This window comes from Streptomyces sp. NPDC051109 (assembly GCF_044455885.1).
In the GTDB taxonomy this organism is placed as follows: Bacteria; Actinomycetota; Actinomycetes; order Streptomycetales; family Streptomycetaceae; genus Streptomyces.
The window spans coordinates 49,859-76,577 of the sequence record NZ_JBITFF010000008.1; the positions used below are offsets into that span (position 1 = coordinate 49,859).

A 26,719-nucleotide genomic window follows, 5' to 3' on the forward strand; every position below is an offset into this window, starting at 1 on the left:
AGGGTACGCCAACTCCGTGGCGAATTCGCCGGGCCGCCTCGACCAGAGGCCCCCTAGTCCGCGGGCCGCAGCGTCACCGTCGGCGAGGCGGGCGGCGCCGCCCGCACGATGGTGATGAGACGGTCCGTCAGCTGGAGCGGGCTCGCGTGCGGGTCGTCGTACGCGAGCAGCCGGTGGCCGCGCAGCACGCTCACCACCAGGTCCTCCGTCTCCCGTACGCCCTTGCCGGCCTCGGCCTTCCGCACGGGCCGCTCGATCAGGTCCAGCCCGCTGCCCTGGTGGATCAGGTCCTCCATCACCGTGCCCGCGCTCGGGCTCAGCACCGAGAGCCCCAACAGCCGGCCGGCGGCGCTCGCGCTCGTGATGACGGCGTCCGCGCCCGACTGGCGCAGCAGCGGAGCGTTCTCCTCCTCGCGGACCGCCGCGACGATCTTCGCTCCGCGGTTCATCTGCCGGGCCGTCAGCGTGACCAGTACGGCCGTGTCGTCCCGCTGTGTGGCGATGACGATCTGACGGGCCTTCTGGAGCTCGGCGCGGAGCAGGACATCGGAGCGGGTGGCGTCGCCGACCACTCCGGTGAAGCCCTCCGCGTTGGCCGTGTCGATCACCTTGGCGCTCGGGTCCACGATGACGACCTGGTCCTTGTGGAGACCGGTGGCCAGCAGCGTCTGCAGGGCCGAGCGCCCCTTGGTGCCGAAGCCGACGACGACCGTGTGCTCACGCAAGTTCTTCCTCCAGCGGTTCAGCCGCCACTCTTCCCGGGTCTTCTCGGTCAGGACCTCCAGTGTGGTTCCGACCAGGATGATCAGGAACAGCACGCGCAGGGGAGTGATCAGCAGGATGTTGGTCAGTCGTGCGCTGTCGCTGTAGGGGACGATGTCGCCGTAGCCGGTCGTCGACAGGGTCACCGTGGCGTAGTAGACGCAGTCGAGGAGGTCGACCTGCTCGTTGGCGTTGTCGTGGTACCCGTCGCGGTCGAGCCACACGATCAGGACCGTCAGGAACAGCACGAACAGGGCCATCAGCAGGCGTTTGCCGACCTGCCGGAGCGGCTTCTCCACGACGCGCTTGGGCAGTTTGATGCGCCGTGAGACGAGCTTCTCGTCGGCGGCCCGGGCCATCGCGTCATGGCCGTGGAGTTTCACGTGAAACATCCTCCGGAGACCCATGGCAGATCCAGGATCTCCAGGTCCTGTCCGTCGTGCGCGCCGTGCGGCGGTACGACGGCCAGCCCGTCGGCAGCGGCCACGCCGCGCAGCATCGCAGGACCGTTGTAGCGCAGCGGTACGGCGTGCTCGTCGGTCAGCAGGACGGGCACGAGCCGGGTGTCGTACGGGTGGCCGGGTACGTCGCCCTGCACCGGGACCGTGTACCGCGGCCGCTGGCGGCGGCCGGCCAGGGCGCGCAGCAGTGGTTCGGCGAGGGTCAGCAGCCCGGAGACGGCGGCGAGCGGGTTGCCGGGCAGGCCGACCAGGTGGCGGCCGTCCGTGCGCTCGCCGAGCCGGGCCAGCAGCATCGGGTGTCCGGGGCGTACGGCGACCCCGTCGACCAGCAGCTCGGCGCCGGCCTCCCGCAGGACGGGATGGACGTGGTCGACGGGGCCGGAGGCGGTGCCGCCGGTGGTGACGACCAGGTCGGCCTCGGAGTCCGTGATGGCGGCCAGCAGGGCCTTGGCTCCGGCCGGGTCGTCGCCGAGCCGCCGGCTGGCGATGACCTCGGCGCCGAGCCGGGTGAGCCACGGGCCGAGCATGGGGCTGAGGGCGTCCCGGATCAGGCCGTCGTGCGGGCGGCCTTCGGTGAGCAGCTCGTCCCCGAGCACCAGGATCTCGACGCGGGGCCGGGGCCGGGTGGTGAGCTCGTCGTACCCGGCGGCCGCCGCGAGGCCCAGGACGGCGGGGGTGACGAGGGAGCCGGCGGGCAGCAGCAGGTCGCCGGAGCGGCATTCCTGGCCGCGCGGGCGGATGTCCTGGCCGGTGAGGACGGCCCGCTCGGCGTGGAGCTGGGTGCCGGACTCGCGCGAGTGCTCGCTGCGGATCACGGCGGTGGTGTCGGCCGGGACCCGGGCGCCGGTGGCGATCCGTACGGCCTCGCCGTCGGCCAGCGGCTCCGGGCGGTCGGAGCCGGCCAGCACCCCGCCGCCGGGGCGGACGGTCCAGGGGCCGGGGCCGGCGACGGCCCAGCCGTCCATGGCGGAGCTGTCGAAGGACGGCAGGTCGGTGAGTGCGTCCAGGGACTGGGCCAGCACCTCGCCGAGCGCGTCGGCGAGGGGGACCCGGTGGGTGCGGGGCCGGATGCCGGAGCCCGCGCGGGCGGCGGCCTCCCGGGCCTGCGGCCAGCCGGTGGCGCGGTGGCCGCCGCCGGCGGCGTCGGCGGTGCGGGGGTCGCGGTCGCGGCTGACCAGGGCCAGGGCCTCGTCGAGGGCCTGGAGGGCGTGGTCGGCGTCGGTGGGGGTCATCCTGAGCCGTTCTCTCGGGCTTCGGCCTCGGCTTCGGCGGCCCAGCGCAGGGCCAGCTCGGCGGCCTTGCGGGAAGCCTCGGCGACTGCGGTGGCGGGGTCGGCACCGGCGGCTTCGGCCCGGGCGGCCGCGTAGCCGACCAGGAAGGTGGTCAGGGGGGCGGCGGGCCGGGCGACGCCGTGTGCGGCGTCACGGGCGAGGTCGAGCAGGATCTTGGTGTCGACGGGGAGGTCGATGCCCAGCTCGGTCTTGACGGCGGTGATCCATTGGTCCAGCACGCTTCCATGCTCCCTGATCCGGGCTCGGGCGACCGCGAGATCCTCCCAGGTGTCGCAGTCGAAGGAGGCGAGTGGCGCAGAGTCGGTCACCTTGGCCAGGTCGAGATCGGCGGTGAGGGCGCGCAGGGGGAGGCCGGAGAGGGTGCCGTGCTCCGTCGCCAGGAGGGCGATCTCGCGGCGCAGGGGTTCGGCGCGGTAGGCGGCGACGAGGGGCTGGTCGCGGCCGGCGGGGTCGCGCAGCAGGGCGCCGTCGCCTCCGGCGCGACCCAGCAGCGTACGGACCGTGGCCCGGTCGAGGAACGGCAGGTCGGCGGAGAGGACGAGGACCAGCTCGGCGGTGGTCGCGCGCAGGCCGGCGTCCAGGGCGGCGACGGGGCCGGCGCCGGGCGGGTCCTCCCGGGTCCAGCGGACCGGGCGGCCGGTGGGGCGGCGGCCGCCGACCACGACGGTGGTGGCGGCGTCGGCGCAGGCGTCCAGGACGCGGTCGAGGAGCGCGCGGCCGCCCACGTGGAGGGCGGGTTTGTCCGCGCCGCCGAGTCGTCTCGCGGCGCCGCCGGCCAGGACGATCGCGTCGTAGGTCATACCTGTGAGTATGCGCGGCCCATGTCCGCCGCGGGGAGGCGCACTTGCCAGAGGCCCCTGTACGGGCCCGGGGTCCCGGGGCCGAAGCCCCCGGGACCCCGGGTCCTGGGCCACATCGCTGCCTACCCGTCGCCGCTTACAGGTACGGGCCCGAGCGGATGGCGCCGTGGCCGTCTTCCTCGTCCGTCGGGGCGCCCGGCGGGAGGGCGCGGCGCATCTGTTCCAGCTGGGCCCGCGCGGCCATCTGCTGCGCGAACAGCGCCGTCTGGATTCCGTGGAAGAGGCCCTCCAGCCAGCCCACCAACTGGGCCTGGGCGATCCGCAGTTCCGCCTCGGAGGGGATCGCTTCCTCCGTGAAGGGGAGCGACAGGCGCTCCAGTTCCTCCACCAGCTCCGGAGCCAGACCGTCTTCCAGCTCCTTGACGGACGCTGCGTGGATGTCCTTCAGACGGACCCGGCTGGCCTCGTCCAGAGGTGCGGCGCGGACCTCTTCCAGAAGTTGCTTGATCATGCTGCCGATCCGCATGACCTTGGCGGGCTGTTCGACCATCTCCGTCACCGGGACCTCGCGCGACTCGTCATCGGCGCCGCCGACCGGCATCCCGTCCTGTCCCACGATCAGGCCGGGCGGGGGGCTGTCCTGCGACCGTTCACTCCTCGGCATCTCCATGCCGTCATTCTCTCGCACACCGTCTTACTCACACGGTGTGCCCCCGTACGGGCGTGATCCACCCTGTACGGGGGCGAGAACGCACAGTGACCGTCAGCCCGCTTCGCGCCGCGCCATGGCGCCGCTGGACTTGGTGACCAGCGCGGCCAACAGGGCCGCGCCCAGCGGGACCACGACGAGCAGCCCGCCGAGGGTCTCCCACGGCACCGCGATCGGCACGTACAGCGAGTCGTTCGCGTCGCCGGCCATCTCCAAGAGGTGTTCCGTCTCCCGCCGCTGGACCAGCCGCAGGCCGACCGCCGGCAGGATGCCCGCCGCCGAGCCGAGGACCACGCCCATCAGGGCCACGACGCCGCACTGGAAGCCGCTGAGCGTGCGCCGCACCCGCGGCGGTGCGCCGACCGCCGCCAGGGTCTTCAGATCGGCCTCGGCATCGGCCTGCGCGAGTCCGGTGGCGATGCCGGCCGCGCCGATGGTGACCAGGCCCGCGAAGATGGTCAGGGCCAGCATCGTGATGTCGGCCCCGGCCTGGTAGCCGGCCTCGATGGTGACGGGGGCCTCCACCCCGATCTGGTCGATCCGCTCGGCCATCCGCTGCTTCTGCCGGCTGGTGGCCGTGCCGTCCAGGGTGAAGTACGAGGCGAACGGCAGGGTGGTCAGTCCGGCGCTCTTGGCCGTGCCGGGCGGCAGGACGAGCTCCAGGCCGTACCCCTCGGCGGTGTCGGGAGCCTGGTGGACGGCGAAGACCTTGTCCTCCCCCTTCGGGTCGACCCCCGGCTCGAAGACGTCCTGCTTGTTGTCGATCAGCCGGACGGTGACCTTGCCGTCCTTGACGTTGCGCTTGTCGAAGGAGACGCCCTTGCCCTCCTTCAAGGCGGACGCCGCGCCCGGATCGGCGACCGCGAGCGCCGCCATCAGCTTCTCGTCGGCGACGACCACGGCGAAGTGCGTGGAGTGGCGGTTGTACGTGCACCGCGGGTCCTTGCGCAGCGCCTTCTTCTCCGCGGGGCTGAACGAGTCGATCCCGCCCTTGGCGTCGTAGAGCGGGCAGCGCTGCTCCTTGGGCCGCATGATCTCGGCCCGGCCGCAGCCTTCGGGACCGGTGAAGCGCTCACAGCCGGGCTTGCCGTACGCGATGTAGTCCACGTCCGCCCTTACGGAGAGCGGGAGTTCCTGCGCCAGCGCCTCGCGGACGGCGGGCATGTCCTTGCTGCGGCCGAGCTCGTGGATCGCCACCATACCGGCGCCGTCCGGGAGATCGGCGACGTACTCGTGGCGGGCCTGGATCTCCGCACTGTGCTGGTACGTGGCCACCGCGACGGTGCCGGCGACGGCGGCCAGGACGGCGGCCACGGCGGGAGCCGTACGGCCCCGGTTGCGCACGGCGTCGCGCAGCGCGAGCCGTGGCGACAGCGGCAGCCAGCGCCCGAGCCGCCCGAACAGGCCGACCAGCACCGGGGTGAGGGCGACTATGCCCAGTTCGGCGATGGCGCTGCCGCCCGCGACGACGGTGGAGCCCATCCGGGAGGCCGTGCCGTAGAGGGCGATCGCGGCGCCGGCGGCGAGGGCGATCAGGCCGAGGACGGGCAGCACCCGGTTGGCCCGGCGGACCCCGCGACGGCCGGTCAGCGAGGCCAGCACGGTCTGCCGGGAGGCGGTGACGGCCGGGGCGATCGCCGCCAGCAGACCGGTCAGGACGGCGAGCAGGGCGATGGCGAGGATTTCCAGCGGGCGGAAGGTGAATCCGCCGAAACGCGCGCCGAGATACTCCTCCAGCACCGGCCGCAGCCCCAGGGTGAGGGCGACGCCGAGGACCGTTCCGGTGACCGCGGCCGCGGCCCCGATGACGAGCCCGCCGGAGAGCACGATGGCCCGGATGTGGCGCCGGTCGCCGCCGTTGGCGCCGACCAGGCCGAGCTGGCGGCGCGAGCGCCGGGCGCCGACCGCGAAGGCGGGACCGGCCAGCAGGCAGATCTCCAGCATCGCGAGTCCGACGACCGTGGCCAGGACGGCCAGTTCGGTGGCGGGGAGCCCGTTGTCCGGCTGGTAGTAGCCCAGTTCCTTCTGCTGCACGATGTACGGCACGTCGGACTCGGCGGGCGGGTCGAGCTGCACGGCGCGGGAGACGACCTGCAGGCTCTTCGTGTTGAGCGCCTTGACCATGTTCCACGTGAAACCATCGCCGCCGACCTTCACCAGGTAGGTGTCGGTGGCGACCACTCCGGGGACCCCGGCGGCCTGGAAGGTCTTGTCGAGCGGGGCCAGCAGGGTGCCGGGCGGGGCGAGGATCTCGGTCTTGTTGAGGTCGGACGGCAGCTCGTACGCGCCGACGATCCGGTACCAGGTGTCCGAGCCGCGCGCGCGGAACTCGGAGCCCACGAAGAACCCGGACTCCTTCAGGAAGGCGGTCGTGGTGACGACCTCGCCCGCCTCGCGGGCCGGTCGGCCGCGCTTCATCTCGATCATGCCCTTGACCAGCGGGCTGGTCGCGTCGATCTCCCGCAGATCCGTTTCCAACAGGCCGTAACGCGTACGGATCTTGGTGTGCGCCGTGCTGTCCTTGAGGGACTGGGCACCCGGGGGGATCGCGGAGGTCAGGCGACCGGGGTCCGTCTCGGACCTGGGGTTGTACTTGTCGTAGCCGCCGACGGGCATGGAGTTCTTGCCCTCGACGTCCTGGTAGACGGGCCCGCTCAGCTCCGAGTCCTTCAACCGGGCGTCGGCCGTGCCGATCGCACGGGACACCTTCTGCTCGGGGGACAGCTGGGCGCTGCGCGTGGTGAGATCGGCGGCGCTCACGCCGACGATCGGCAGGGCGATCATCGCCAGGACGAGGGCGCTGCGGCCCTTGGAGCGCCAGGCGTCGCGGCGGGCGATCCGGATGGCCGCGATCCACGCGTGGTACGAGGACTTCACCGGCCGGCCTGCCCGGAGAGCAGGGAGTCGGCCTGGCTGCGCAGGGTCTCGTCGACCACGCTGCCGTCGCGGAGGAAGACCACGCGGTCCGCCCAGGCGGCGAACCGCGGTTCGTGGGTGACGAGGATTCCGGCGGCGCCCGCGTCGCAGCGCGAGCGCAGCAGGGCGAGGACGGATTCGCCGGTCTCGGAGTCGAGCGCGCCGGTGGGCTCGTCCGCGAGGACCAGGCGGCGGTCGCCGACGAGGGCGCGGGCGATGGCCACGCGCTGCTGCTGGCCGCCGGACATCTCATCGGGGAAGCGGTCGGCGAGCCGGCCGAGGCCCATCTCCTCCAGGGCGGCCAGGGCCGAGACGCGGGCCTTGCGGGCGGAGGTCCCGTCGAGTTCCCGGGGCAGGGCCACGTTCTCGGCGGCGGTCAGTGCCGGGATCAGGTTGTAGTCCTGGAAGACGTACCCGATGCTGCGCCGTCGCAGCGCGGCCAGCTGCTTGCGGCTCGCGGTGGTGATGTCGGTGCCTTCGACGACGACGTGGCCGCTGGTGGGCGTGTCGAGTCCGCCGGCCAGGGTGAGCAGCGTGGACTTGCCGGAGCCGGACGGGCCCATGACGGCGACGAGTTCGCCGGGGTACACGGACAGGTCGATGCCGCGCAGGGCGTGCACCTCGGTGGCGCCGCTGCCGTGCGTGCGGACGAGCTTTTCGAGCTGGAGCACCGGCCGTGCGGACGGTGCGGGCGGTATGCGGGGTGCGGACTGCTGGTCGGGCATGGGGGTCCCCCCTGGGACGGTGGTGGCTTCAGCCGCGCGGAGCGCGGAGGGCGCGGGGCTTCGGTGCGGCGGCGGCCGCGGGGGCGCCGGTGTCTGCGGCCTGGGGCGGGGCGGGCTCGGCTCTCCGGTCGGCCGGCAGGGAGAGCCGTACGAGACGTGCTTCGGAGTGGTCGAGCCAGCGGGCCTCGGCCTCGGTCTGGAAGATCAGCTGCTCCAGGACCAGCAGCCAGGCCACGTCGTCTCGTTCGCGGGACTTCCCGCTCTCGATCGCGGCGAGCGCCTGCGCCTTGAGCCGGGTGTAGTCCTGCATCGCCTTGATCGTGGCGTGCCGCTGGGCCTGGATGACGGCGCGGATGTCCACGCCGGGGGCGCCCACGGCCATGGCGAGCTTGATGGACAGCTCGTCACGCGGCGGGTTGGCGCGGTCGACGGGGCGCTCGTACCACTGGTGCAGTTCGGCGCGTCCGGAGTCGGTGATGGCGTAGAGGGTGTGCCCGGCGGCGTCTTCGCCGCCGGGTGCGACGAGGCCGTCGCGTTCCAGGCGGGCGAGGGTGGTGTACACCTGCCCGACGTTGAGCGGCCAGGTGGAGCCGGTGCGGGATTCGAACTCGGTACGCAGCTGAGAGCCGTACCGAGGACCCCTTTCCAGCAGGGCGAGGAGGCCGTGGCGGATTGACATACTCAGTATGTATACCGGGTATGCAGACCTGCGCAACCGTCCTGAGGTGTAGGCCGGAAGGGGGACGCGCGGCCCCGCCTCCCGCTCGGGAGGGGGGTGCGGCGGCGTCAGAGGCCCTTGCGCAACCGCATCCCGAGGTAGCCCAGACCCAGTCCCATCAGGGCGAATCCGGTGCCGAGCGGCAGTATGTGCGCGGCCAGGTCGGCGGCGCGCTCGTTCGGCCCGGTGCCGATCGCGGTGACCACGGGCGGGGGGCTCGGCGGGGGCGGCGGGACCGGCCGCGGGCTGGCCGGCCGGTGGTGCGGGCGTACCGGCAGGGGGCGGGCGGCGAGCACCGTCTCCGGGTTCGCGGGCTCGGCGGCGGGTCGCCCGGGCCGCTCCCGCCCGACTCCGGCGGCGCTGCCGGCGAGCTCCTCGTACGCCTCGTGCGGTACGTCGGCCACGGGGTCGGCGTCGGGGTCGCCGGTCTTCGGCCCGGCGGCGCGGGCCCTGCCGGGGAGGGTCGCGGCGAGGGGCCGGGCGGCCGAGACGTGACCGGCCGGGGACGAGGCGGCGGCGGACGAGACGGAGGCGGCGGAGGCGGCGGGGGACAGCGCGGCGGCGGCCACTGCGGCCCCGGCCAGCCAGCGCTGCGCGCGGAGGCGTTGAGTCACGGGGAGCCCCTCCCGTCCCGAGCAGCCGAGATGTTGTGCTCAGGTTCACATAATGGGGCAAAGCGGGCATCCCGGGCGACTCATCAGGGTCGCCCGGGATGCCGGGTGTGTCGCGAGGAGACCTGCTCGTCCCCCGAGGAGACCTGCTCGTCCCGCGAGGGGGCCGGCTCCTGCAGCGAGGAGGGGGGAGCTACTCCGGATTGCCGGTCGACACGGTCAGCGTGTACTCCGTGCCTTCCTTCTCGATCTTGTCCCCGGGCCGCGGGCTCTGGTCCAGCACGGTGTCCTTGCCGTACACGGCCTCGTCCTTGTCGACGATCTTGTACTTGCCGCCGGAGGCCTGGATGCACGCCTTGACCGAGAGCAGGTTCTTGTAGCGCAGGTCGGGCGCCGTGTACTTGGTGGCGTCGGAGAAGTGCTTGCTCGGGTCCTTGCACTTGGCCGCGTCGATCGTGCGCGAGGGGTCCGGACCCTTGTAGCCGGCCTTGGCCGATCCCGAGGCGGCCGCGGAGGCCCCGGGCGACGCGGCCGTGTCGCCGGTCTTGCCCTTGTCGTCGTCGCCGTTCAGCGAGATCGCCGCGATCAGGCCGCCGACGGCCAGCAGGGCCACCACGATCGCGCCGACGACCACCGGCATGTTCCGCTTGTCACCGCCTCCGCCGGACGGGGTCGTGGGGCCCGTCGGGGAGATGGTGAACGGCGGCGGCGTCTGCGGCGCGTACTGCTGCTGGTGCGAGACCGGCTGCTGCTGCGGCGGGTACGCGTACCCGCCCTGCCCGTGCTGCTGCGCCACCGGCGGCGGGGTGTGCGGCGCGTACGGGGACGGCGCCGGGGTCGGCGCGTACGGCTGCTGCAGGCTCTGCGGCGGCGGCGCCTGGAAAGCGGAGTCCACCGGCGGGAACACGGCCGAGCCCACGCCCGCTCCGCTGGCGCCCGTGTGCGCGCCGGGCACGATGACCGGCGCCCCGGCCTGACCGGCCGACATCACCCGCGCGACCTCGTCGCGCATGGCGGCGGCCGTGGGGAAGCGCTCGTTCGGGTTCTTCTTCAGGGCCCGCGCCACCAGCGCGTCCATCGCCGGGGTGACCGAGCGGTTGATCGAGGACGGAGCGACCGGCTCCTCCTGGACGTGCGCGTACGCGATGGCCAGCGGCGAGTCCGCGTCGAACGGGATCCGACCCGTCAGCAGCTGGAACAGCATGATGCCGACCGAGTACAGGTCGGACCGGGCGTCGACCCCGCGCCCCAGAGCCTGCTCTGGCGACAGGTACTGGGGGGTGCCGACGACCATGCCGGTCTGCGTCATCGAGGTGACCCCCGACTGCATGGCGCGGGCGATGCCGAAGTCCATCACCTTGACGATGCCGCGCTTGGTCATCATCACGTTGCCGGGCTTGATGTCGCGGTGGACCAGGCCCATCTCGTGGCTGACCTCCAGGGCGGCCAGCACGTCGGCCGTCACCTTGAGCGCCTTGTCGGCCGGCATCGCCCCGTACTGGCGGATGTCCGCCTCCAGGACCGAGCCGAGGGGCTGGCCCTCGACGTACTCCATGACGATGTACGGCATCACCGCGGCGTCGCCCGCCCCGGGACCGCTGAACGTCACTTCGCCTTCGCCCGTATCGAATACCGAGACGATGTTCGTGTGCGACAGTTTCGCAACAGCCTGCGCCTCACGGCGGAAGCGCTCGCGGAAGGACTGCTCCCGGCCGAGATCGCTGTGCAGCGTCTTGATGGCGACCTGCCGGTCGAGCGCCGAGTCGTACGCCAAGTAGACGGACGCCATACCGCCCGCACCCAGCAAGTCCCTTAGCTGGTAACGGCCACCGGCCAGAGAGCCGCCCGCGTACTGGCCCTGAGTGCCGTCCTGGCTCATGACTGTTGCTTCCCCTCGGGATGTGTCCCAACGCCTCTGGCTGAGCGCATGTGGCGCCCAGTCTGCCGGAGGGCAAGCACACGTCAAGCCAGGTGCCCGTTCCGTGACCGCGGGGGCACGGCGCGCCATTGTCCGAACGGCGACCTGTTCCGAGGCTGTAGCGTTCATCGGAGCACCCGAAAAGGACCTACCGCTGAGCGGCGGCCGAGAGAGACGACGGCGAGGACTGATGGCACCCGAACCCGAGGGAAACGGCGCCGGGATGGCCGAGGGTCCTGAGCATTGGGGCGCCGGCGGCCTGGTCGGCGACGGCCGCTACCGGCTCACCCACCGCCTGGGCCGCGGCGGCATGGCGGAAGTGTTCGCGGCCGAGGACGTCCGGCTGGGCCGGACCGTCGCCGTGAAGCTGCTGCGCGCCGACCTGGCGGAGGACCCGGTCTCCAAGGCCCGCTTCACGCGTGAGGCGCAGTCGGTCGCCGGGCTCAACCACCACGCCGTCGTCGCCGTGTACGACTCCGGTGAGGACAAGGTCGGCCCCAATACCGTCCCGTACATCGTCATGGAGCTGGTCGAGGGCCGGACCATCCGCGATCTGCTGATCAGCGCCGAGGCCCCGGGCCCCGAGCAGGCGCTCATCATCACCTCCGGCGTGCTCGAAGCCCTCGCGTACTCGCACCAGCACGGCATCGTGCACCGCGACATCAAGCCCGCGAACGTCATCATCACCGAGACCGGCGCGGTCAAGGTGATGGACTTCGGCATCGCGCGCGCCCTGCACGGCGCCCAGTCGACGATGACCCAGACCGGCATGGTCATGGGCACCCCGCAGTACCTGTCGCCCGAGCAGGCGCTCGGCAAGGCCGTCGACCACCGGTCCGACCTGTACGCGACGGGCTGCCTGCTGTACGAACTGCTCGCGCTGCGGCCCCCGTTCACCGGCGAGACCCCGCTGTCGGTGGTCTACCAGCACGTGCAGGACGCTCCGGTTCCGCCGTCGCAGCTGCCGGAGGGCCACCACATCCCGCAGGAGCTCGACGGGCTCGTCATGCGCTCCCTCGCCAAGGACCCGGACGACCGGTTCCAGAGCGCCGAGGAGATGCGCGGGCTGGTCCAGTACGCGCTCCAGATGCTGCACGACCAGGGCGCGAACACCGGCACCTGGAACACCGGTCCGGTCACCATGGCCCTGCCCCACGGGCGCGGCGGGGCGGCGCAGACCACGGCGATGCCGATGGGCCAGACCGGCGGGCAGCAGCCGTACGCGGCGCACGCCACGACCTCGCAGTTCCAGCAGGCGATGGTGCCGCCGCTGAACCCGGACGACGGCTCGGCCTTCCCCGGCGGGGGCGGGTACGACAACCACGGCCACGGCGGCCACGGCGGCCACGACGGCTACGACGACCGCGGCAGCAGCCGCTGGAAGCTGTGGCTGTTCGCGGTGCTGGCGATCATCGCGATCGCGGGCGGCGTGGCGTACGCCGTCAACTCGGTGTCGGGCAACAAGAACAAGGACGACAGCACTCCGCCCGCCGTCCAGAGCTCTTCGAGCGCCCCGTCGAACACCCCGTCCGACCCGCAGGCGACCCCCTCGCACGAAACGCCGTCGACGCGCCAGTCGGACGACTACACGCCGTCGCCGGGCCGCAGCAAGTACACGCCCAGCAGCACTCCGTCGACGTCGACGTCGCCGTCGCCCAGTTCCACTCCCTCGGCGTCGGCCACTCCGTCCAAGACGCCGCCGACGAAGAACCCGCCGACGAAGACCCCGCCGGTCGAAACGCCGAATCCGCTGGACGATCTTTAAGGGAATTCGCAGCTCAGAGGGTGGGCTGATACTCCCTGTCCGGATTTCCGGCCAGGGAGTGCACGGTCACGAACTGGGGCTCGATTCGCATGTAGACGGGGTCGAAGACCGCGCCGTCCACAAAATGCGGAACAGGTCCGAACAGTTCCAGTTCCCGGGTGGCCGGCTCGATGATCTGGGCCGTTCCGGTGAACTGTACGGACCACAGGCGGGGGTCCGCGGAATGGAAGTTGTCGGCGCCGTAGGCCACCACGCTGCCGTTGCACGCCTGGTGGTGGCCGAAGCCCGCGTGCATTCTCAGCACGACGTCGCCGTCCACCACGATGTGGCGGGCGAGGGCGAGGAAGGGCAGCGCGCGCATGCTCGTGGCCACCCTGCCGTACGGCACACGGCGCAGCAGTTCGATGGCGTGGAGTTCCTCCGGAGACATGCGTCCACTCTCCGGTACGGATGCCTCGGCCGAAAAGGGGAGGCCGCCCCGATGATCGGGGACGTTGGTCCCGAATGAACGGACCCGGCGGAGGGAGTCAGGCGCGCTTCTCGGCCTGCAGCCGGGCCACGTACGCCGCGGCCTGGGAGCGGCGCTCCATGCCCAGCTTGGACAGCAGGCTGGAGACGTAGTTCTTGATGGTCTTCTCGGCCAGGTGCAGCCGCTCGCCGATGACGCGGTTGGTCAGGCCCTCGCCGATCAGGTCGAGGATCTTCCGCTCCTGCTCGGTGAGGTTGGCCAGGCGGTCGTCGCCCCTGCCGTTGTTGCCGTCGCGCAGCCGCTCCAACACCCGCGCCGTGGCGACCGGGTCCAGCAGGGACTTGCCGGCCGCGACGTCCCGTACGGCGCTGAGCAGCTCATTGCCGCGGATCGCCTTGAGCACGTACCCCGAGGCCCCGGCCATGATCGCGTCGAACAGTGCCTCGTCGTCCGCGAACGACGTCAGCATCAGGCATTTGATGTCCTCGTCCTGCGAGCGCACCTCGCGGCAGACCTCTACACCGCTGCCGTCCGGCAGGCGCACGTCGAGCACGGCCACGTCGGGACGGGTGGCGGGGATGCGGACCAGGGCGTCCGCGGCGGTACCGGCCTCGCCGACGATCTCGATGTCCTCTTCGACCGAAAGGAGCTCATGGACACCCCGACGTACCACTTCGTGGTCGTCCAGGAGGAATACCTTGATTTTTCCGTCTTCGCGCACGAACTCAGTTTCACACACTCACCCCTTCCCAGCCGTCGTTACCCGGGATAACGTGCCGTTGTCCCGGCCCCCTGCAAGGCTGTGACCAGTGGTTGTTCCCCGCCCGGCGGATTTACTTGGATATCCAAGCAAAAACGCAGGTCAAGTGGGGTTTCGCAGTTATGCGGCGCACTGGGTAACGTGCATTGCGCAGGGCACTTGCCGGGGCACCTGTCACGCCTGAATCCGTACATGACGCGCACCCACCCTTGTGCGCTGGTACAGATCCGGGTGAGCCGCACTGGACCCCGGAGAACCCGGGAGCCGGACCGACGGAGGAGCAACACGTGACCGTGGAGAGCACTGCCGCGCGCAAGCCGCGACGCAGCAGCGGCACCAAGCGGGCGGCAGGCGCGGCGAGCGCCGCCAAGGCCCCCGCTGCCAAGGCTGCCGCCACCGCGCAGAACGCCGAGCCCCAGCTCGTACAGCTGCTGACGCCCGAGGGGGAACGGGTCAACGCAGCGGACAATCCCGACGCCGCGGAGTTCCTCTCCTTCGTCGAGGACATCACCACCGAGGACCTGCGCGGGCTCTACCGCGACATGGTCCTGACCCGCCGCTTCGACGGTGAGGCGACCGCCCTCCAGCGCCAGGGCGAGCTGGGCCTGTGGGCCTCGCTGCTCGGCCAGGAGGCGGCCCAGATCGGCTCCGGCCGCGCCCTGCGCGACGACGACTACGTGTTCCCGACGTACCGGGAGCACGGCGTGGCCTGGTGCCGCGGCGTCGACCCGACGAACCTGCTCGGCATGTTCCGCGGTGTCAACCACGGTGGCTGGGACCCGAACACCAACAACTTCCACCTCTACACGATCGTGATCGGCTCGCAGACGCTGCACGCGACCGGTTACGCGATGGGCGTGGCCAAGGACGGCGCGGACTCCGCGGTCATCGCCTACTTCGGCGACGGCGCGTCCAGCCAGGGCGACGTCGCCGAGGCGTTCACCTTCTCGGCCGTCTACAACTCCCCCGTGGTGTTCTTCTGCCAGAACAACCAGTGGGCGATCTCCGAGCCGACCGAGCGCCAGATGCGCGTGCCGCTGTACCAGCGCGCCCAGGGCTTCGGCTTCCCGGGCGTCCGCGTGGACGGCAACGACGTCCTGGCCTGCCTCGCGGTCACCCGCTGGGCGCTGGCGCGGGCCCGCGCGGGAGAGGGCCCGACCCTGGTCGAGGCGTTCACGTACCGGATGGGCGCGCACACCACCTCCGACGACCCGACGAAGTACCGGCGGGACGAGGAGACGGCGGCCTGGGAGGCGAAGGACCCGATCCTGCGCCTGAAGACGTACCTGCTGGCGAGCGGCGGGGCCGACGAGGCCTTCTTCGAGGCCCTGGAGGCCGAGAGCGAGGCACTGGGCAAGCGGGTGCGCGAGGTCGTGCGCGCCATGCCCGACCCGGACACCATGGCGATCTTCGAGAACGTCTACGCGGACGGGCACGCGCTCGTCGACGAGGAGCGCGCCCAGTTCGCCGCCTACCTCGCTTCCTTCGAGTCGGCCGAGGAGGGTCACTGATGGCTGTCGAGAAGATGTCGATCGCGAAGGCGCTCAACGAGTCCCTGCGCAAGGCCCTGGAGCAGGACCCGAAGGTCCTGATCATGGGCGAGGACGTCGGCAAGCTGGGCGGTGTCTTCCGGATCACCGACGGCCTGCAGAAGGACTTCGGCGAGGAGCGGGTCATCGACACCCCGCTCGCCGAGTCGGGCATCGTCGGCACGGCGATCGGCCTCGCGCTGCGCGGCTACCGGCCCGTGGTGGAGATCCAGTTCGACGGGTTCGTCTTCCCCGCGTACGACCAGATCGTCACGCAGCTCGCGAAGATGCACGCGCGGGCGCTGGGCAAGGTCAAGATGCCGGTCGTCGTCCGCATCCCGTACGCGGGCGGCATCGGCGCGGTGGAGCACCACTCGGAGTCCCCCGAGGCGCTGTTCGCGCACGTCCCGGGCCTGAAGGTGGTCTCGCCCTCGAACGCGAGCGACGCGTACTGGATGCTCCAGCAGGCGATCCTCAGCGACGACCCGGTGATCTTCTTCGAGCCGAAGCGGCGCTACTGGGACAAGGGCGAGGTCGACACCGACGCGATCCCCGACGCCCTGCACGCGGCGCGGGTGGCGCGGGAGGGCTCGGACATCACCCTGGCGGCGTACGGCCCGATGGTGAAGGTCTGCCTGGAGGCGGCGGCCGCGGCGGCCGAGGAGGGCAAGTCGGTGGAGGTCGTCGACCTGCGCTCGATGTCCCCGATCGACTTCGACGGGCTGCAGGCCTCGGTGGAGAAGACCCGCCGGCTCGTGGTCGTCCACGAGGCCCCGGTGTTCCTGGGCACGGGCGCGGAGATCGCAGCCCGCATCACGGAGCGGTGCTTCTACCACCTGGAGGCTCCGGTGCTGCGCGTGGGCGGTTTCCACGCCCCGTACCCGCCGGCCCGCCTGGAGGACGAGTACCTGCCGGGCCTGGACAGGGTGCTCGACGCCGTCGACCGCTCGCTTGCGTACTGAGGAGAGCGTTCCCGTGACGATCCGCGAATTCAAGATGCCCGATGTGGGCGAGGGCCTCACCGAGGCCGAGATCCTCAAGTGGTACGTCCAGCCGGGTGACACGGTCACCGACGGGCAGGTCGTCTGCGAGGTCGAGACGGCGAAGGCGGCCGTGGAGCTGCCGATCCCGTTCGACGGGGTCGTGCACGCGCTGCTGTTCGAGGAGGGCACCACGGTCGATGTCGGCCAGGTGATCATCTCGGTGCAGACGGGTGCGGCGGAGGCCCCCGCGGCCGCCGCTGTCGAGGCCCCCGCCCCGGCGTCGGCTCCGGCTCCGGCCGAGGCCGCCGAGGAGCCGGCCGCCGCCCGCCAGCCCGTCCTGGTCGGCTACGGGGTCTCCCAGGCCTCGACGAAGCGCCGCCCGCGCAAGGCCGTACCGGGCGCGGCAGGCGCGCAGAACGGCACCGCCGCGGTGGCCCTGCCGGCCGTACCTGCCCAGCCGGAGGCGGCTCCGGCTGCCGCCGCCGGGCTGAACGGCACCGGCGCCGGCCACACCGTCGGGGAGCGCCCGCTGGCGAAGCCGCCGGTGCGCAAGCTCGCCAAGGACCTCGGCATCGACCTGGCCTCCGTGGTGCCCACCGGGGAGGGCGGGGTCGTGACCCGCGAGGACGTGCACGCCGCCGCGGCGGCCGCGATCGCTCCGCAGGCGGCCGCGCCCGCGCCGGCCCCGGCCGTGTCGGTGCCCGTCCAGCCGGAGGCGGCGGCCCGGGAGGCCCGGGAGACCCGTATCCCGGTCAAGGGCGTCCGCAAGGTCACCGCCCAGGCGATGGTCGGCTCGGCGTTCACCGCGCCGCACGTCACCGAGTTCATCACCTTCGACGTGACCCGCACGATGAAGCTGGTCCAGGAGCTCAAGGACGACCCGGACCTCGCCGGTCTGCGGATCAACCCGCTGCTCCTCATCGCCAAGGCGGTGCTCGTGGCCATCCGCCGCAACCCGGACGTCAACGCGTCCTGGGACGAGGCGGCCCAGGAGATCGTGCTCAAGCACTACGTCAACCTGGGCATCGCGGCGGCCACCCCGCGCGGTCTGATCGTCCCGAACATCAAGGACGCGCAGACCAAGACCCTCGGCGAGCTGTCGACGGCCCTGTCCGAGCTGGTCGCCACGGCCCGCGAAGGCAAGACCTCCCCGGCCGACATGCAGAACGGCACCATCACCATCACCAACGTCGGCGTCTTCGGCGTCGACACCGGTACGCCCATCCTGAACCCCGGCGAGTCCGCGATCCTCGCGGTCGGCGCGATCAAGCTCCAGCCGTGGGTCCACAAGGGCAAGGTGAAGGCGCGCCACGTCACCACCCTGGCGCTGTCGTTCGACCACCGCCTCATCGACGGCGAGCTCGGCTCGAAGTTCCTGGCGGACATCGCGGCCGTCCTGGAACACCCGCGCCGCCTCGTCACCTGGTCGTAGCGGCACCCGGCCGTAGTACGGCACCCGAAGCCCCCCTCGCCACCGCACCGCGAGGGGGGCTTCGGCGTGAGCGGAGAAAGCCCTGGCCGCGCTCACGGCCCCTCGGCGATGATCACCAATATGAGATTCCGCGCTGCCACCGCAGACCCCGCCGACACCGACCGCGCCCTCGCCTACCCGGCAGACGGTCCCGTCGAGGCCCTGTCCGCCGAGAAGATCCGCGAGGAGCTCGCAGAGAACCGGTTCCGGCCCGAGTGGACCTGGTTCGCCGAGGACGGGGCCGGCGAGGTCCTGGGCCGGGCGCTGTGGTGGGGCCGCGCCGACAGCGAGCGGCCCATCGCGCTCGACTGCCTCCAGATACGGGGATCCGTGGCCGACCCGGCCGCCGTCGCCGCCGGGCTGCTCGCCGCCGGGCACGCCGCCTTCGGGAACCCCCCGCTCTACAACATCTCGCTGCCCGGGGACTGGCGGACCCGCCCCGAGCTCGTCGACGCCGTCGCCTGGCGCCGGAAGGCCGCGTACGAGGCGGGGCTGACCCGGGAGATCGAGCGGCTGCGCTACGAGTGGACCCCGGCCGCCGGGACCGCCGAGCCGACCGGGCGGCTGGTTTTCCGCGAGGGCACCGACGAGGAGTTCCTCGACGCCTTCGTCCGGCTGTCCGCGGGCAGCCTGGACGTGCACACGCGCACCGAGCTCCGCTCGATGGCGGCCGAGCAACTCGCCCGTGCGGACTTCGAGTTCTACCTCGACTGCCCCGGTGAGCGGTCCTGGTGGCGGATCGCCGAGCTGCCGGACGGCACCCTCGCCGGTCTGGCCGTCCCGTCGGCGACCCCGTACCACCGCAACGTCGGGTACCTGGGCGTCGTCCCGGAGCAGCGCGGCCGCGGCCTGATCGACGAGGTGCTGGCGGAGATCACCCGGTTCCACGCCGCCGCCGGCGCCGAGCGCATCACCGCGACCACGGACACCGTCAACACCCCGATGGCCGCCGCGTTCGACCGCGCCGGCTACGAGGTCACGGAGATCCGCCTCGTCCTGGAGCCGGACGCGTAGCCCCCCGTGATCTCTACGACGTCCACGTCGGCGAGCGGGACCCCGTCCCCTTCGGCTTCGAGACCGCCCGGCCCCCCGGCCACCCCCCCCGCCGGAGTGGGGCGAGCCGGGGGCGGCGTACAACATCCTGACGGCGGTACGGGGTAGCCTCCCGGCCGGGGAAGGGGGGTCGGGAGTGGCCATCGCCGAGTTGCAGGTGTACTCCGTCGAGGAGGCCGACGTCACGGGCGGCGTCTGCGTGGTCCGCTGCCTCGGCGGGGTCGCGCGCGCCGGACAGGTCTACGCCGTCGGGGAACTGCGCCTCGGGCTGCGGCGGATCGAGCGGTACGGGCGCACCGTGGCCTTCTTCGACGCGGGGCACGTGGCCAAGGTCCACCTCACCGGAGCCCTGGTCGCGCTGCTCACCCGGGGGCAGGTGCTGACCGCGGTCCCGCCCGGCGGGCACGCGCTGGAGGACATCGAGGCCTGGCTGGCCACCGACCCGCCGCTGCTGGACGAGCCGCATCCGCTGACCCTGCGGACGCTGGCCGTGGGCCGGATGCAGGGGGACTGGCTGCCCGAGGAGACCCGGCTGCGCTGGGGCGCGGTGGCGCTGGCCGCCACGCACCGCAAGGCGGACTGGGAGGGCTCGCACGCGCTGGACCGCGCGGTCGAGGTGGCCGCCGTACGGGGCTACCTGATCGGGCAGTTCGGCCCGGGTCGCGGCGGCGACCCGGCGGCCCTGTGCCGGGACGCGCTGGCGCTGATCGACCTGACCCCGGCGGCGGCGGCCGCGGAGGCCCGCACCTGGCGCGACCTGCCGCGACCCCGCATCCAGCACCTGCGGCGCATCAAGCTCCTGCTGCCCTGGATGGCCCTCGTACGACCCCACCTCGCGGACGGCGACCCGCTCGCGGCGGCGGTCGACGCCTGGTCGGAGGTCCGCCCGCAGCTGCCGTGACCGCGGCCGGACCGGTTGCTAGCCGGCCTTGGCCGCGTTGCCGAGAACCTTGGTCGGGGTGATGCGCACGACGAGGCGGACGTTCTCGGCCGGGGCCTCGGCGTACTCCCGGCCGGCGCCCGGCCCCAGGTACTCCTCCGCGATGCGGACGGCGATCTCGCGGCCCGTGTCCTCGGTGACGGTGGCGGTGCCGCGGATCTCGACGTACATGAAGGGATTGGCCGTGTCGAAGACGGTCAGCCCGACGCGCGCGTCACGTGCGATGTTCCGCTCCTTGCGGCGCCCCTGTTCGGTGGAGATCAGCACGTCGGCGCCGTCCCGGGTCACCCAGACCACCGAACTCTGCGGACCGCCGTCGGGGTTGAGGGTGGTCAGCACCGCCGGGTGCGGGGAGTCGAGCAGCTTGCGTACCGTGTCGTTCAGCGCAATGGTCATGCGGGCGAGGCTAGTTGGGGCCTTCCAGCCCCGTCCAAGGATTCGCCGCTACTGGGGAAAGTCGGGAAGGAGCCGACGCTTCCCCTATTCCCAGGGGATGTTGAGCCAGGGGCTGCCCGGATCGCTCATCAGCGCCTGGTGGGTGGCGGCCATGTCGGTGTACCAGTGCCCGTACTCCTCCTCGTCGAACTGGAGGCAGCGTCCCAGGATGAAGCCGGCGGAGAGGTCCTCCCAGGAGCGGTAGGAGAGCCGGCAGACCCTCCCGGCCCGCACGACGGCGTCCTCGGCTTCCTGGAGCGTGCACAGGCGGGCGCCGAGGCCCCAGCGGGCCATCTGGGAGGCGCGCCCGTAGTCCCAGGCCTCGACGGACCGGACGAACCTGCCCTCGCCGAGGATCCCGTCGGCGCGGAAGCGCTGCTCGTAGCGCGTGATGCGGCCGATGACCCGCTGCACGCCGGCGACCTCCCCTTCCACCTCGGCTGCGGAGCGGGGCCGGGCGACGGTGACGCCCTCGGGGGTGATGCGGGGCTCGGCCGCGCGTTCGGCGTTGGCCCGCAGGGTCGCCTCGGTGGAGTGCCGCCAGTGCTCGATGTCCACCGGCCCGGCGAACTCCTTGGCGAGGGCCGTGCGGATCCGGAGCGTGAACTCCCATACCGCGCTGACCATGTCCGCCGTCAGCAGCCGCTCGGTGCTGACCAGCCACTCCTCGCGGGTGGTGACGCCCCAGTACTCCTTGAGCTTCTCGCGCTCCTTCATGTAGCCCTCGCCGTGGTAGCCCAGGGCGTTCCAGAACAGGCCGTTGCGTACGGAGAGGTGCGCGCCGCAGGCGAGCCCGAACGCGGCGGGGCCGCGCAGCGGGCCCCCGACGTGGAGGGCATGGACCTTGTTCTGCTCCAGGCCGTACGTGGGGGCCCGGTCCCAGTGCGCCTTCCACACGGCGCGGTCGCCGGGGGCGGCGGGGAGGAAGGCCTCGCAGGGGCTGCCGGGGTTGACGGCCAGGTACGGAGGGTCGCCGGGCTCGAAATTGGCGGCGAACCAGGCCAGGCTCTGGCGGGTGAAGACCACGTCGGCGGTGGGGGCGGGCAGCATGCCCGCCGTGTACGCCACGTAGCAGCGGGCGCGGACCTGCGGGAAGTACGCGGGTTGGAGCAGCACCGAGGTGGGGTTCGCGTCCACGTAGCCGCGGGCCATGGGGACGAACAGCCAGGCGCCGGCGAGGGCGTCGAAGTAGGCGGGCCAGTCGTTCCTGAGCTTGGCTTCGTACAGCTCTCGTTCGATGACGCTCGGCGCGATCCAGGTCCCCATGAGGGAAACCCTAACGGGGCCCTCAGACGCCGAGCCCGGCCCGTACGGTCTCGCGCGCACGCTCGGATCACCGGGCGGGACGGTAACTCAGGGTGAGGCTGTCACGAGAGTGCAGCACCGTCGGCGGAGCTGAGCGGGGAATTCATCCGTGCAGGTCGTGGCGGTGGAGGTGGCGGATCGGGGCAGATTTCCGGGATCTGCGGGCCTGTCTCCGGTTGCCGAATGTGACCGGGTGGCGGTGAGTGGACAGGGGCACATCCCCTGCCCCGCGACTCTGAACAGGAGAGAGAACTTGCACCGCATCACCCGCTACACCCTCCCCGCCGCCCTGTGCGTGACGCTGCTGTCCGTTTCCCCCGGTCTGGCCGGTGCGGCCGTCGCCCCGACGCAGCCGTCGGCGCCGGTGGCGAAGAAGGCCATCCCCGGTGCCGAGGCCCTGACCGCGCAGGTGGCGTCCCTGGGGTCCGCCGGCAGTCTGATCACGCCTGTCACGAACTTCCTCGGGGAGGTCCTGAAGTCCCCGGACGGGAAGCTCCCGGAGGCGGACCTGGCCGCCCACAAGCAGAAGATCGACGCGGCGCTCGCCGGTCTGAAGCAGACCTTCGCGGCAGCCGCCCCGGCGGCACCCGCGGCCCCCGCCGTGCCGGAGGCCGTGGCCAAGCCCCCTGCGAACGGGCTGATGACCCCGGTGGTCCTGCCGAAGCCGCCCGCGGACGAACCCCCGGCAGCGGCTGCGAAGCCGCCGGCGGACGCTGCGAAGCCGCCGGTGGAGGCTGCGAAGCCGCCCGTCGAGGCTGCGAAGCCCCCGGCCGAGGCTGCGAAGCCCCCGGCTGAGGCCGCGAAGCCCCCGGTGGAGGCCGTGAAGCCCCCGGCTGAGGCTGCGAAGCCGCCCGTGGAGGCTGCGAAGCCGCCGGTGGAGGCCGTGAAGCCCCCGGCTGAGGCCGCGAAGCCGCCCGTGGAGGCTGCGAAGCCGCCGGTGGAGGCCGTGAAGCCCCCGGCTGAGGCCGCGAAGCCGCCCGTGGAGGTCGCGAAGCCGCCCGTTGAGGCTGCGAAGCCCCCGGTGGAGGCTGCGAAGCCGCCGGTGGAGGTCGCCAAGCCGCCCGTCGAGGCCGCGAAGCCGCCCGCCGAAGCGGCCAAGCCCCCGGTCGAGATGGCCAAGCCGCCCGCCGACGTCGCGCAGCCCGTCACGCTCCCGGCCGTAGCCCCCGTCGTCGCCGCGAAGCCCAAGGCCGTGGACCGCGCCCGTGTGGACCTCGTCACCGCCGCCGTCGACCACCTCAAGGCCTCCGTCGACGAAGTCGCCAAGGCGGCCGGTCCCTGCGGCTGCACCACCAACGCCAAGACCAAGGCCAACGACGTCGTGAACGACCTCGGCACCACCGTGGTCGCCCTGTTCACCGGCCTCGGCCTGCCCGGCATGCCGGCCGCCGCCCCCGCCCCGGCGGAATAGGCCCCATCTCCCCGCCCCCGGCGTCCCTCCGGCGCCGGGGGCGGACGGGCGCCTCGTACGACCCCCCGTGCGACCGCGCGACCGTGCAGACACCCTTGACGCGCCCCGCCGCCCGGTGGACGCTCCCGGGTCTCGCGTACGAACGGTGTCAGCTGGGGGGCCGGTCATGCCGGAGCAGTCTGTCCAGACGGTGGGGGAGCTACGCGCGCAGCTCGTATCGCGGCGAGCGCGCTGGTCCGTCATCGAACATCTCGCCGACGAGGACCCCGTACCCAGGCCCTCCCTCGGCCTGGAACCCGGGTCGAACCTCACGCCCGCCGAGCAGATCGGCGCCGTCGACCTGCGGGCCCTCATCGGCCGCGAAAGCGCCAATCCCCACCTCACCCGCCGCCGCGCCGCCCACGGCCTGTTGCCCGACGCGCCGCCCGCGGGGCTCGGAGCCCGCCCGGCCGCCGTCGACTGGCGCACCCGCTGGGGCTGGCCCTGGATCACCAAGGTCAAGGACCAGGACCCGTGCGGCTCCTGCTGGGCCTTCGGGGCCGCGGGGCTCATCGAGTCCATGGCCCGCATCGAGCACAACGTGTGGGCGAAGCGCTCCGAGGGGGACGTCCACGACGGCCTGAAGTTCACCTGCGGCCAAGGGTCCAACCCCGAGACCGCCCTCGACTGGGTCAAGGACAACGGCGGCCTCGCCGACCCCGACTGCTGGCCCTACTCCCCACCCCCGTCCACCGTCCCGGCCGACCGCCGCGACGCCTGGCGCGCCGAGTACACGCCCAGCTGGGACCGGTCCGGCCGGACCGTCCGGATCACCGACTACGTCCGCCTCGGCGACGTCGAGCAGCAGAAGGTCTGGCTCGACACCGTCGGCCCGCTCACCGCCTGCTTCGACGTGTACGACGACTTCTTCGGCCTCGGCTCCGGCGTCTACCACCGCACGAGCGAGCGCCTCGCGGGCGGGCACTGCGTGCTGGTCGTCGGCTACGACGACGCCGCGGGCTGCTGGCTGTTCAAGAACTCCTGGGGGACGGGCTACCACGTCGGCGGGTACGGGCGCATCGCCTACGGCGAGGTCGACATCGACTACTGGGCCAAGTGCGGCCTGCGCGGCACCAACGTCGACCCGTGGAGCAAGCGCCGCCTGCACGCCGGCAACGTCTACGAGAGCGGCAACGGCCGCGCCCACCGCAATTTCGAGCTGTGCGCCACCGCCGGCGGCGGCCGCCTCCAGCACTGGTGGCGCGAGGGGGACGCCCCCTTCCCGTGGGCCCGCGCCCGGTCGTACGCGAACGACGCCTCCGGCCAGCCCGCCTTCACCGGGACCACGTACAACCGGAACATGGAGTCCCTGCACGTGACCACCGGCGGCCGGCTGCGCCACTGGTACTACGAGCAGTCCGCCGGCGTGTGGCGCGACGGCGGCGCCTTCGGGCCGGGCGACGCCGCGATCGGCTCGACCCCGGCGTTCATCCAGAGCGACTACGGCAGGCCGGGCAACTTCGAGGCGGTCGTCCGCACCGCCGACGGCCGCCTGAACCACTGGTGGCGGATCAACGGCGCCCCCTGGACCTGGAACGACGGCGGCCGCTTCGGCTCCGCCATCGCCCACTTCGGGCCCGCCCTGATCCAGACCCGCAGCCGCCACCTCGACCTCGTCGCCACCCGTACGGACGGCCGGATGCAGCTGTGGTGGCGCGACGACCCGAACGGCTTCGCCTGGCACGCCGGGGAGGTCTTCGGCAGTGCGATCACCTCCGCGCCCTGTCTGATCGAGGCCCAGTACGGGGCGGCCGACGAGGACACCGCCGGGAACTACGAGCTCTGCGCGGTGGGCGCCGGCGGGCGCGTCGAGCACTGGTGGCGCGGAAACGCCTCCGGCTCCCCCTGGAGCCGCAGCGCGGTCTTCGGCCACGACGCGCTCGCCGTCACCGGGATGCTCCAGGGCAGTTTCGGGTTCAACCTGGAGGTCATCGTCCTGCGTACGGACCGGCAGCTGCAGCACTACTGGCGGGACGGGGCAGGCTGGCACGAGGGGCCCGTGATCGGCCCCGCCTGAGCCGGGAGGTCTTCGCGGGTGGAGGTGCGCCAGATCGCCCTCGGCGCCGGTGAGTCGTACGAACTGCGGCTCACCGGGCGGGGGGCGCGCGGGTACGTGTGGACCTGGCAGGTCACCGGCGACGCGGACGCCGTCTCCGTCAGCGATGTGAGCGGGCCCGCGCCGCCCGCGGAGATCCTGCCCGGCGCCCCGCTGGAGCGGACGTACCTCGTCCGGGGCCGCTGCCCGGGCGGGCGGGCCCGGATCCGCTTCGCGCAGATCCGGCCGCCCTACCCGCAGGAGGCCCCGTACGACGAGTTCGTCCTGGAGGTGGAGGTCACGGGCGCGTCCCGAGGGGCCCACGGCGACCAGGGCGACCAGGGCGGCCGCGGGAGCTGAGCGCCCGGTGCTGTACGGCCTCCAGCGGGCCCCGCTCGAAGCGGCGCAGCCAGAGCCGCGACGCGGCGACCAGGACGAGGCCGACCCCCGCCCACAGGCCCATCACCCACCAGGGCCCGCTCCCGCCCAGCCGGTCGGCGAGCCCGAGCCCCATGCCGTAGCAGAGCAGCATGCAGAGCAGGTTCTGGCCGACGTAGCAGGACAGGGCGGTGCGCCCGACGGAGCCGAGGGCGCCGGCCCCCGGGATCCGGAAGCGGTCCAGGGCGCAGCCGATCAGGCCGATGTACCCGACGGCGATCAGCGGGGCGATCCCGTAGCGCCCCAAGGCGAAGAAGTCGGGGCCGCCCAGCGCGGCGGCGGCGCCCAGCGGCAGCCCGAGGCCGAGCCCCCACCGGGCCATCCGGACCCGGATCCGGCGCCCGTCGGCGCTCGCGGCGAAGGCCCCGGCGCGCTGCAGCCGGACCCCGAGGAGGAAGAGGAAGACCAGCAGCCCGAAGGAGAAGACGGGCTCGATGCGCAGCGCGGGGGCGTGGCCGAGCCGGAAGGCGATCTGGTCGAGGTAGCCGCCCTCGGCGTACAGCCGTACGGCGGCCGGCCCGGGGCCCGCGGGAGGGCCGGATTCCGGCCGGGCCAGGTCCCCGAGGGTGACGAGGCCGATCAGGGCCAGGTGCAGTCCGCCGGCGGTCCACATCGCGGCCCGCCGCACCTTCTCGGAGCGGGCCAGCAGCCGGGCCACGAGCAGGGCGGTGACGGCGTACCCCATCAGTACGTCCCAGGCGAAGACCAGGACGAAGTGGACGGTCCCCTCCAGGAAGAGGAAGGCGGCCCGCCGCGGGTAGCGGCCGGGCCAGGGCTCGCCGCGGCGCGCGGCGGAGTCGTACTGGAGGGCCAGGCCCACCCCGAACAGGATCGTCAGCAGGGAGAGGAACTTCCCGTCGGCGAGGAAGCGGAAGACGCTCTCTGCGATGTTAGCGGCGGAGGGGTCGGCGACCGGGTCGGGCGCGGCCAGACCGCCCCGGAGCACGCCCCATTCGGAGCCGGGGGCGGCGAAGATCCAGACGTTGGTCATGAGCGTGCCGAGGATGGCGGCGCCGCGCAGGACGTCGAGGAGGGGCAGCCGGGTCGTCGCGGTCACCCCGGGGGCGGCGAGGGTGGTGTGGGCCATGACTTCAGCGTCCCGGCGGGCGGGGCCCGTTGCGTCCTGCGGCCGGACGAGCCCCGGGTACACCCTTCGATGCAGCGGTGCGGGGCG

General features: G+C 72.7%; 23 protein-coding genes. 9 read left to right on the plus strand and 14 right to left on the minus strand.

The features are described 5' to 3' along the window. Positions 1 to 53: 53 nt before the first annotated feature. From ACIBAD_RS16895 to ACIBAD_RS16935, 9 genes are all read right to left on the minus strand, one after another. The gene (locus ACIBAD_RS16895; protein WP_398907426.1) at positions 54 to 1,154 is read right to left on the minus strand and encodes a potassium channel family protein; all 1,101 of its coding nucleotides are present in this window, start codon (positions 1,152 to 1,154) and stop codon (positions 54 to 56) included. Then, complete coding sequence (locus ACIBAD_RS16900; protein WP_398907428.1) at positions 1,142 to 2,455, minus strand: molybdopterin molybdotransferase MoeA; 1,314 nt, start codon at positions 2,453 to 2,455, stop codon at positions 1,142 to 1,144. Before ACIBAD_RS16900 ends, ACIBAD_RS16895 begins: the two co-directional genes overlap by 13 nt. Then, positions 2,452 to 3,315, minus strand: a complete 864-nt coding sequence (locus ACIBAD_RS16905) for an NTP transferase domain-containing protein (RefSeq protein WP_398907430.1) — start codon at positions 3,313 to 3,315, stop codon at positions 2,452 to 2,454. Before ACIBAD_RS16905 ends, ACIBAD_RS16900 begins: the two co-directional genes overlap by 4 nt. Positions 3,316 to 3,451: 136 nt before the next feature. After that, on the minus strand, positions 3,452 to 3,985 hold the full coding sequence (locus ACIBAD_RS16910) for a bacterial proteasome activator family protein (protein ID WP_030857605.1): 534 nt from the start codon (positions 3,983 to 3,985) through the stop codon (positions 3,452 to 3,454). 93 nt (positions 3,986 to 4,078) lie between these two features. Beyond that, on the minus strand, positions 4,079 to 6,901 hold the full coding sequence (locus ACIBAD_RS16915) for an FtsX-like permease family protein (RefSeq protein WP_398907433.1): 2,823 nt from the start codon (positions 6,899 to 6,901) through the stop codon (positions 4,079 to 4,081). Further along, entirely contained in the window at positions 6,898 to 7,665 is a 768-nt protein-coding gene (locus ACIBAD_RS16920; RefSeq protein ID WP_134072763.1) for an ABC transporter ATP-binding protein, read from the minus strand. The genes ACIBAD_RS16915 and ACIBAD_RS16920 overlap by 4 nt, the downstream gene beginning before the upstream one ends. A 28-nt stretch (positions 7,666 to 7,693) precedes the next feature. Beyond that, entirely contained in the window at positions 7,694 to 8,344 is a 651-nt protein-coding gene (locus ACIBAD_RS16925; protein WP_134072761.1) for a PadR family transcriptional regulator, read from the minus strand. A gap of 107 nt (positions 8,345 to 8,451) precedes the next feature. Further along, positions 8,452 to 8,997, minus strand: a complete 546-nt coding sequence (locus ACIBAD_RS16930; RefSeq protein ID WP_398907435.1) for a hypothetical protein — start codon at positions 8,995 to 8,997, stop codon at positions 8,452 to 8,454. Positions 8,998 to 9,187: 190 nt separating this feature from the next. Beyond that, complete coding sequence (locus ACIBAD_RS16935) at positions 9,188 to 10,873, minus strand: protein kinase (RefSeq protein WP_398907437.1); 1,686 nt, start codon at positions 10,871 to 10,873, stop codon at positions 9,188 to 9,190. Between the two features lie 229 nt (positions 10,874 to 11,102). On the opposite strand from ACIBAD_RS16935, the gene ACIBAD_RS16940 reads away from it, so the two are divergent. Next, on the plus strand, positions 11,103 to 12,677 hold the full coding sequence (locus ACIBAD_RS16940; RefSeq protein ID WP_398907439.1) for a protein kinase: 1,575 nt from the start codon (positions 11,103 to 11,105) through the stop codon (positions 12,675 to 12,677). 13 nt (positions 12,678 to 12,690) lie between these two features. Here ACIBAD_RS16940 and ACIBAD_RS16945 read toward each other — a convergent pair whose 3' ends face one another. Further along, positions 12,691 to 13,107 (minus strand): pyridoxamine 5'-phosphate oxidase family protein, encoded by a 417-nt coding sequence (locus ACIBAD_RS16945; protein WP_398907442.1) that lies wholly within the window; start codon positions 13,105 to 13,107, stop codon positions 12,691 to 12,693. 97 nt (positions 13,108 to 13,204) lie between these two features. Further along, positions 13,205 to 13,867, minus strand: coding sequence for a response regulator transcription factor (locus tag ACIBAD_RS16950; protein ID WP_134072751.1), 663 nt, complete (start codon positions 13,865 to 13,867; stop codon positions 13,205 to 13,207). A gap of 326 nt (positions 13,868 to 14,193) precedes the next feature. Between ACIBAD_RS16950 and pdhA the strand changes: the two genes are divergently transcribed. The 5 genes from pdhA to ACIBAD_RS16975 all read left to right on the plus strand — a co-directional run bounded on the left by pdhA (position 14,194) and on the right by ACIBAD_RS16975 (position 19,843). Further along, positions 14,194 to 15,417: a pyruvate dehydrogenase (acetyl-transferring) E1 component subunit alpha gene (gene pdhA, locus ACIBAD_RS16955; RefSeq protein WP_134072749.1), complete on the plus strand. Its 1,224-nt coding sequence runs from the start codon at positions 14,194 to 14,196 to the stop codon at positions 15,415 to 15,417. Continuing rightward, positions 15,417 to 16,397 carry an alpha-ketoacid dehydrogenase subunit beta gene (locus ACIBAD_RS16960; protein ID WP_134072747.1) on the plus strand — a complete coding sequence of 327 codons (981 nt, stop codon included), beginning with the start codon at positions 15,417 to 15,419 and terminating at the stop codon, positions 16,395 to 16,397. The genes pdhA and ACIBAD_RS16960 overlap by 1 nt, the downstream gene beginning before the upstream one ends. 34 nt (positions 16,398 to 16,431) lie before the next feature. Beyond that, a complete protein-coding gene (locus ACIBAD_RS16965) occupies positions 16,432 to 17,850 on the plus strand; it encodes a dihydrolipoamide acetyltransferase family protein (RefSeq protein WP_398907669.1) in 1,419 nt (472 codons plus the stop codon). 120 nt (positions 17,851 to 17,970) lie between these two features. Then, a complete protein-coding gene (locus ACIBAD_RS16970; protein WP_398907445.1) occupies positions 17,971 to 18,903 on the plus strand; it encodes a GNAT family N-acetyltransferase in 933 nt (310 codons plus the stop codon). Between the two features lie 175 nt (positions 18,904 to 19,078). After that, positions 19,079 to 19,843, plus strand: a complete 765-nt coding sequence (locus tag ACIBAD_RS16975; protein ID WP_134072743.1) for a hypothetical protein — start codon at positions 19,079 to 19,081, stop codon at positions 19,841 to 19,843. An 18-nt stretch (positions 19,844 to 19,861) separates the two neighbouring features. Here ACIBAD_RS16975 and ACIBAD_RS16980 read toward each other — a convergent pair whose 3' ends face one another. Beyond that, the gene (locus tag ACIBAD_RS16980; RefSeq protein WP_134072741.1) at positions 19,862 to 20,278 is read right to left on the minus strand and encodes a PPOX class F420-dependent oxidoreductase; all 417 of its coding nucleotides are present in this window, start codon (positions 20,276 to 20,278) and stop codon (positions 19,862 to 19,864) included. Positions 20,279 to 20,362: 84 nt separating this feature from the next. Then, positions 20,363 to 21,583, minus strand: coding sequence for a DUF1266 domain-containing protein (locus ACIBAD_RS16985; RefSeq protein ID WP_398907448.1), 1,221 nt, complete (start codon positions 21,581 to 21,583; stop codon positions 20,363 to 20,365). Positions 21,584 to 21,875: 292 nt separating this feature from the next. On the opposite strand from ACIBAD_RS16985, the gene ACIBAD_RS16990 reads away from it, so the two are divergent. The 3 genes from ACIBAD_RS16990 (at position 21,876) to ACIBAD_RS17000 (ending at position 25,467) form a co-directional block, all read left to right on the plus strand. After that, positions 21,876 to 23,033, plus strand: coding sequence for a hypothetical protein (locus tag ACIBAD_RS16990; RefSeq protein WP_398907450.1), 1,158 nt, complete (start codon positions 21,876 to 21,878; stop codon positions 23,031 to 23,033). A 166-nt stretch (positions 23,034 to 23,199) separates the two neighbouring features. Further along, complete coding sequence (locus ACIBAD_RS16995; RefSeq protein ID WP_398907452.1) at positions 23,200 to 25,089, plus strand: C1 family peptidase; 1,890 nt, start codon at positions 23,200 to 23,202, stop codon at positions 25,087 to 25,089. Between the two features lie 18 nt (positions 25,090 to 25,107). Further along, on the plus strand, positions 25,108 to 25,467 hold the full coding sequence (locus tag ACIBAD_RS17000; RefSeq protein ID WP_134072732.1) for a protease inhibitor I42 family protein: 360 nt from the start codon (positions 25,108 to 25,110) through the stop codon (positions 25,465 to 25,467). Here ACIBAD_RS17000 and ACIBAD_RS17005 read toward each other — a convergent pair. Next, entirely contained in the window at positions 25,406 to 26,632 is a 1,227-nt protein-coding gene (locus tag ACIBAD_RS17005) for a DUF418 domain-containing protein (RefSeq protein WP_398907454.1), read from the minus strand. The two genes, ACIBAD_RS17000 and ACIBAD_RS17005, sit on opposite strands and share 62 nt — an antisense overlap. Positions 26,633 to 26,719: the final 87 nt, after the last annotated feature.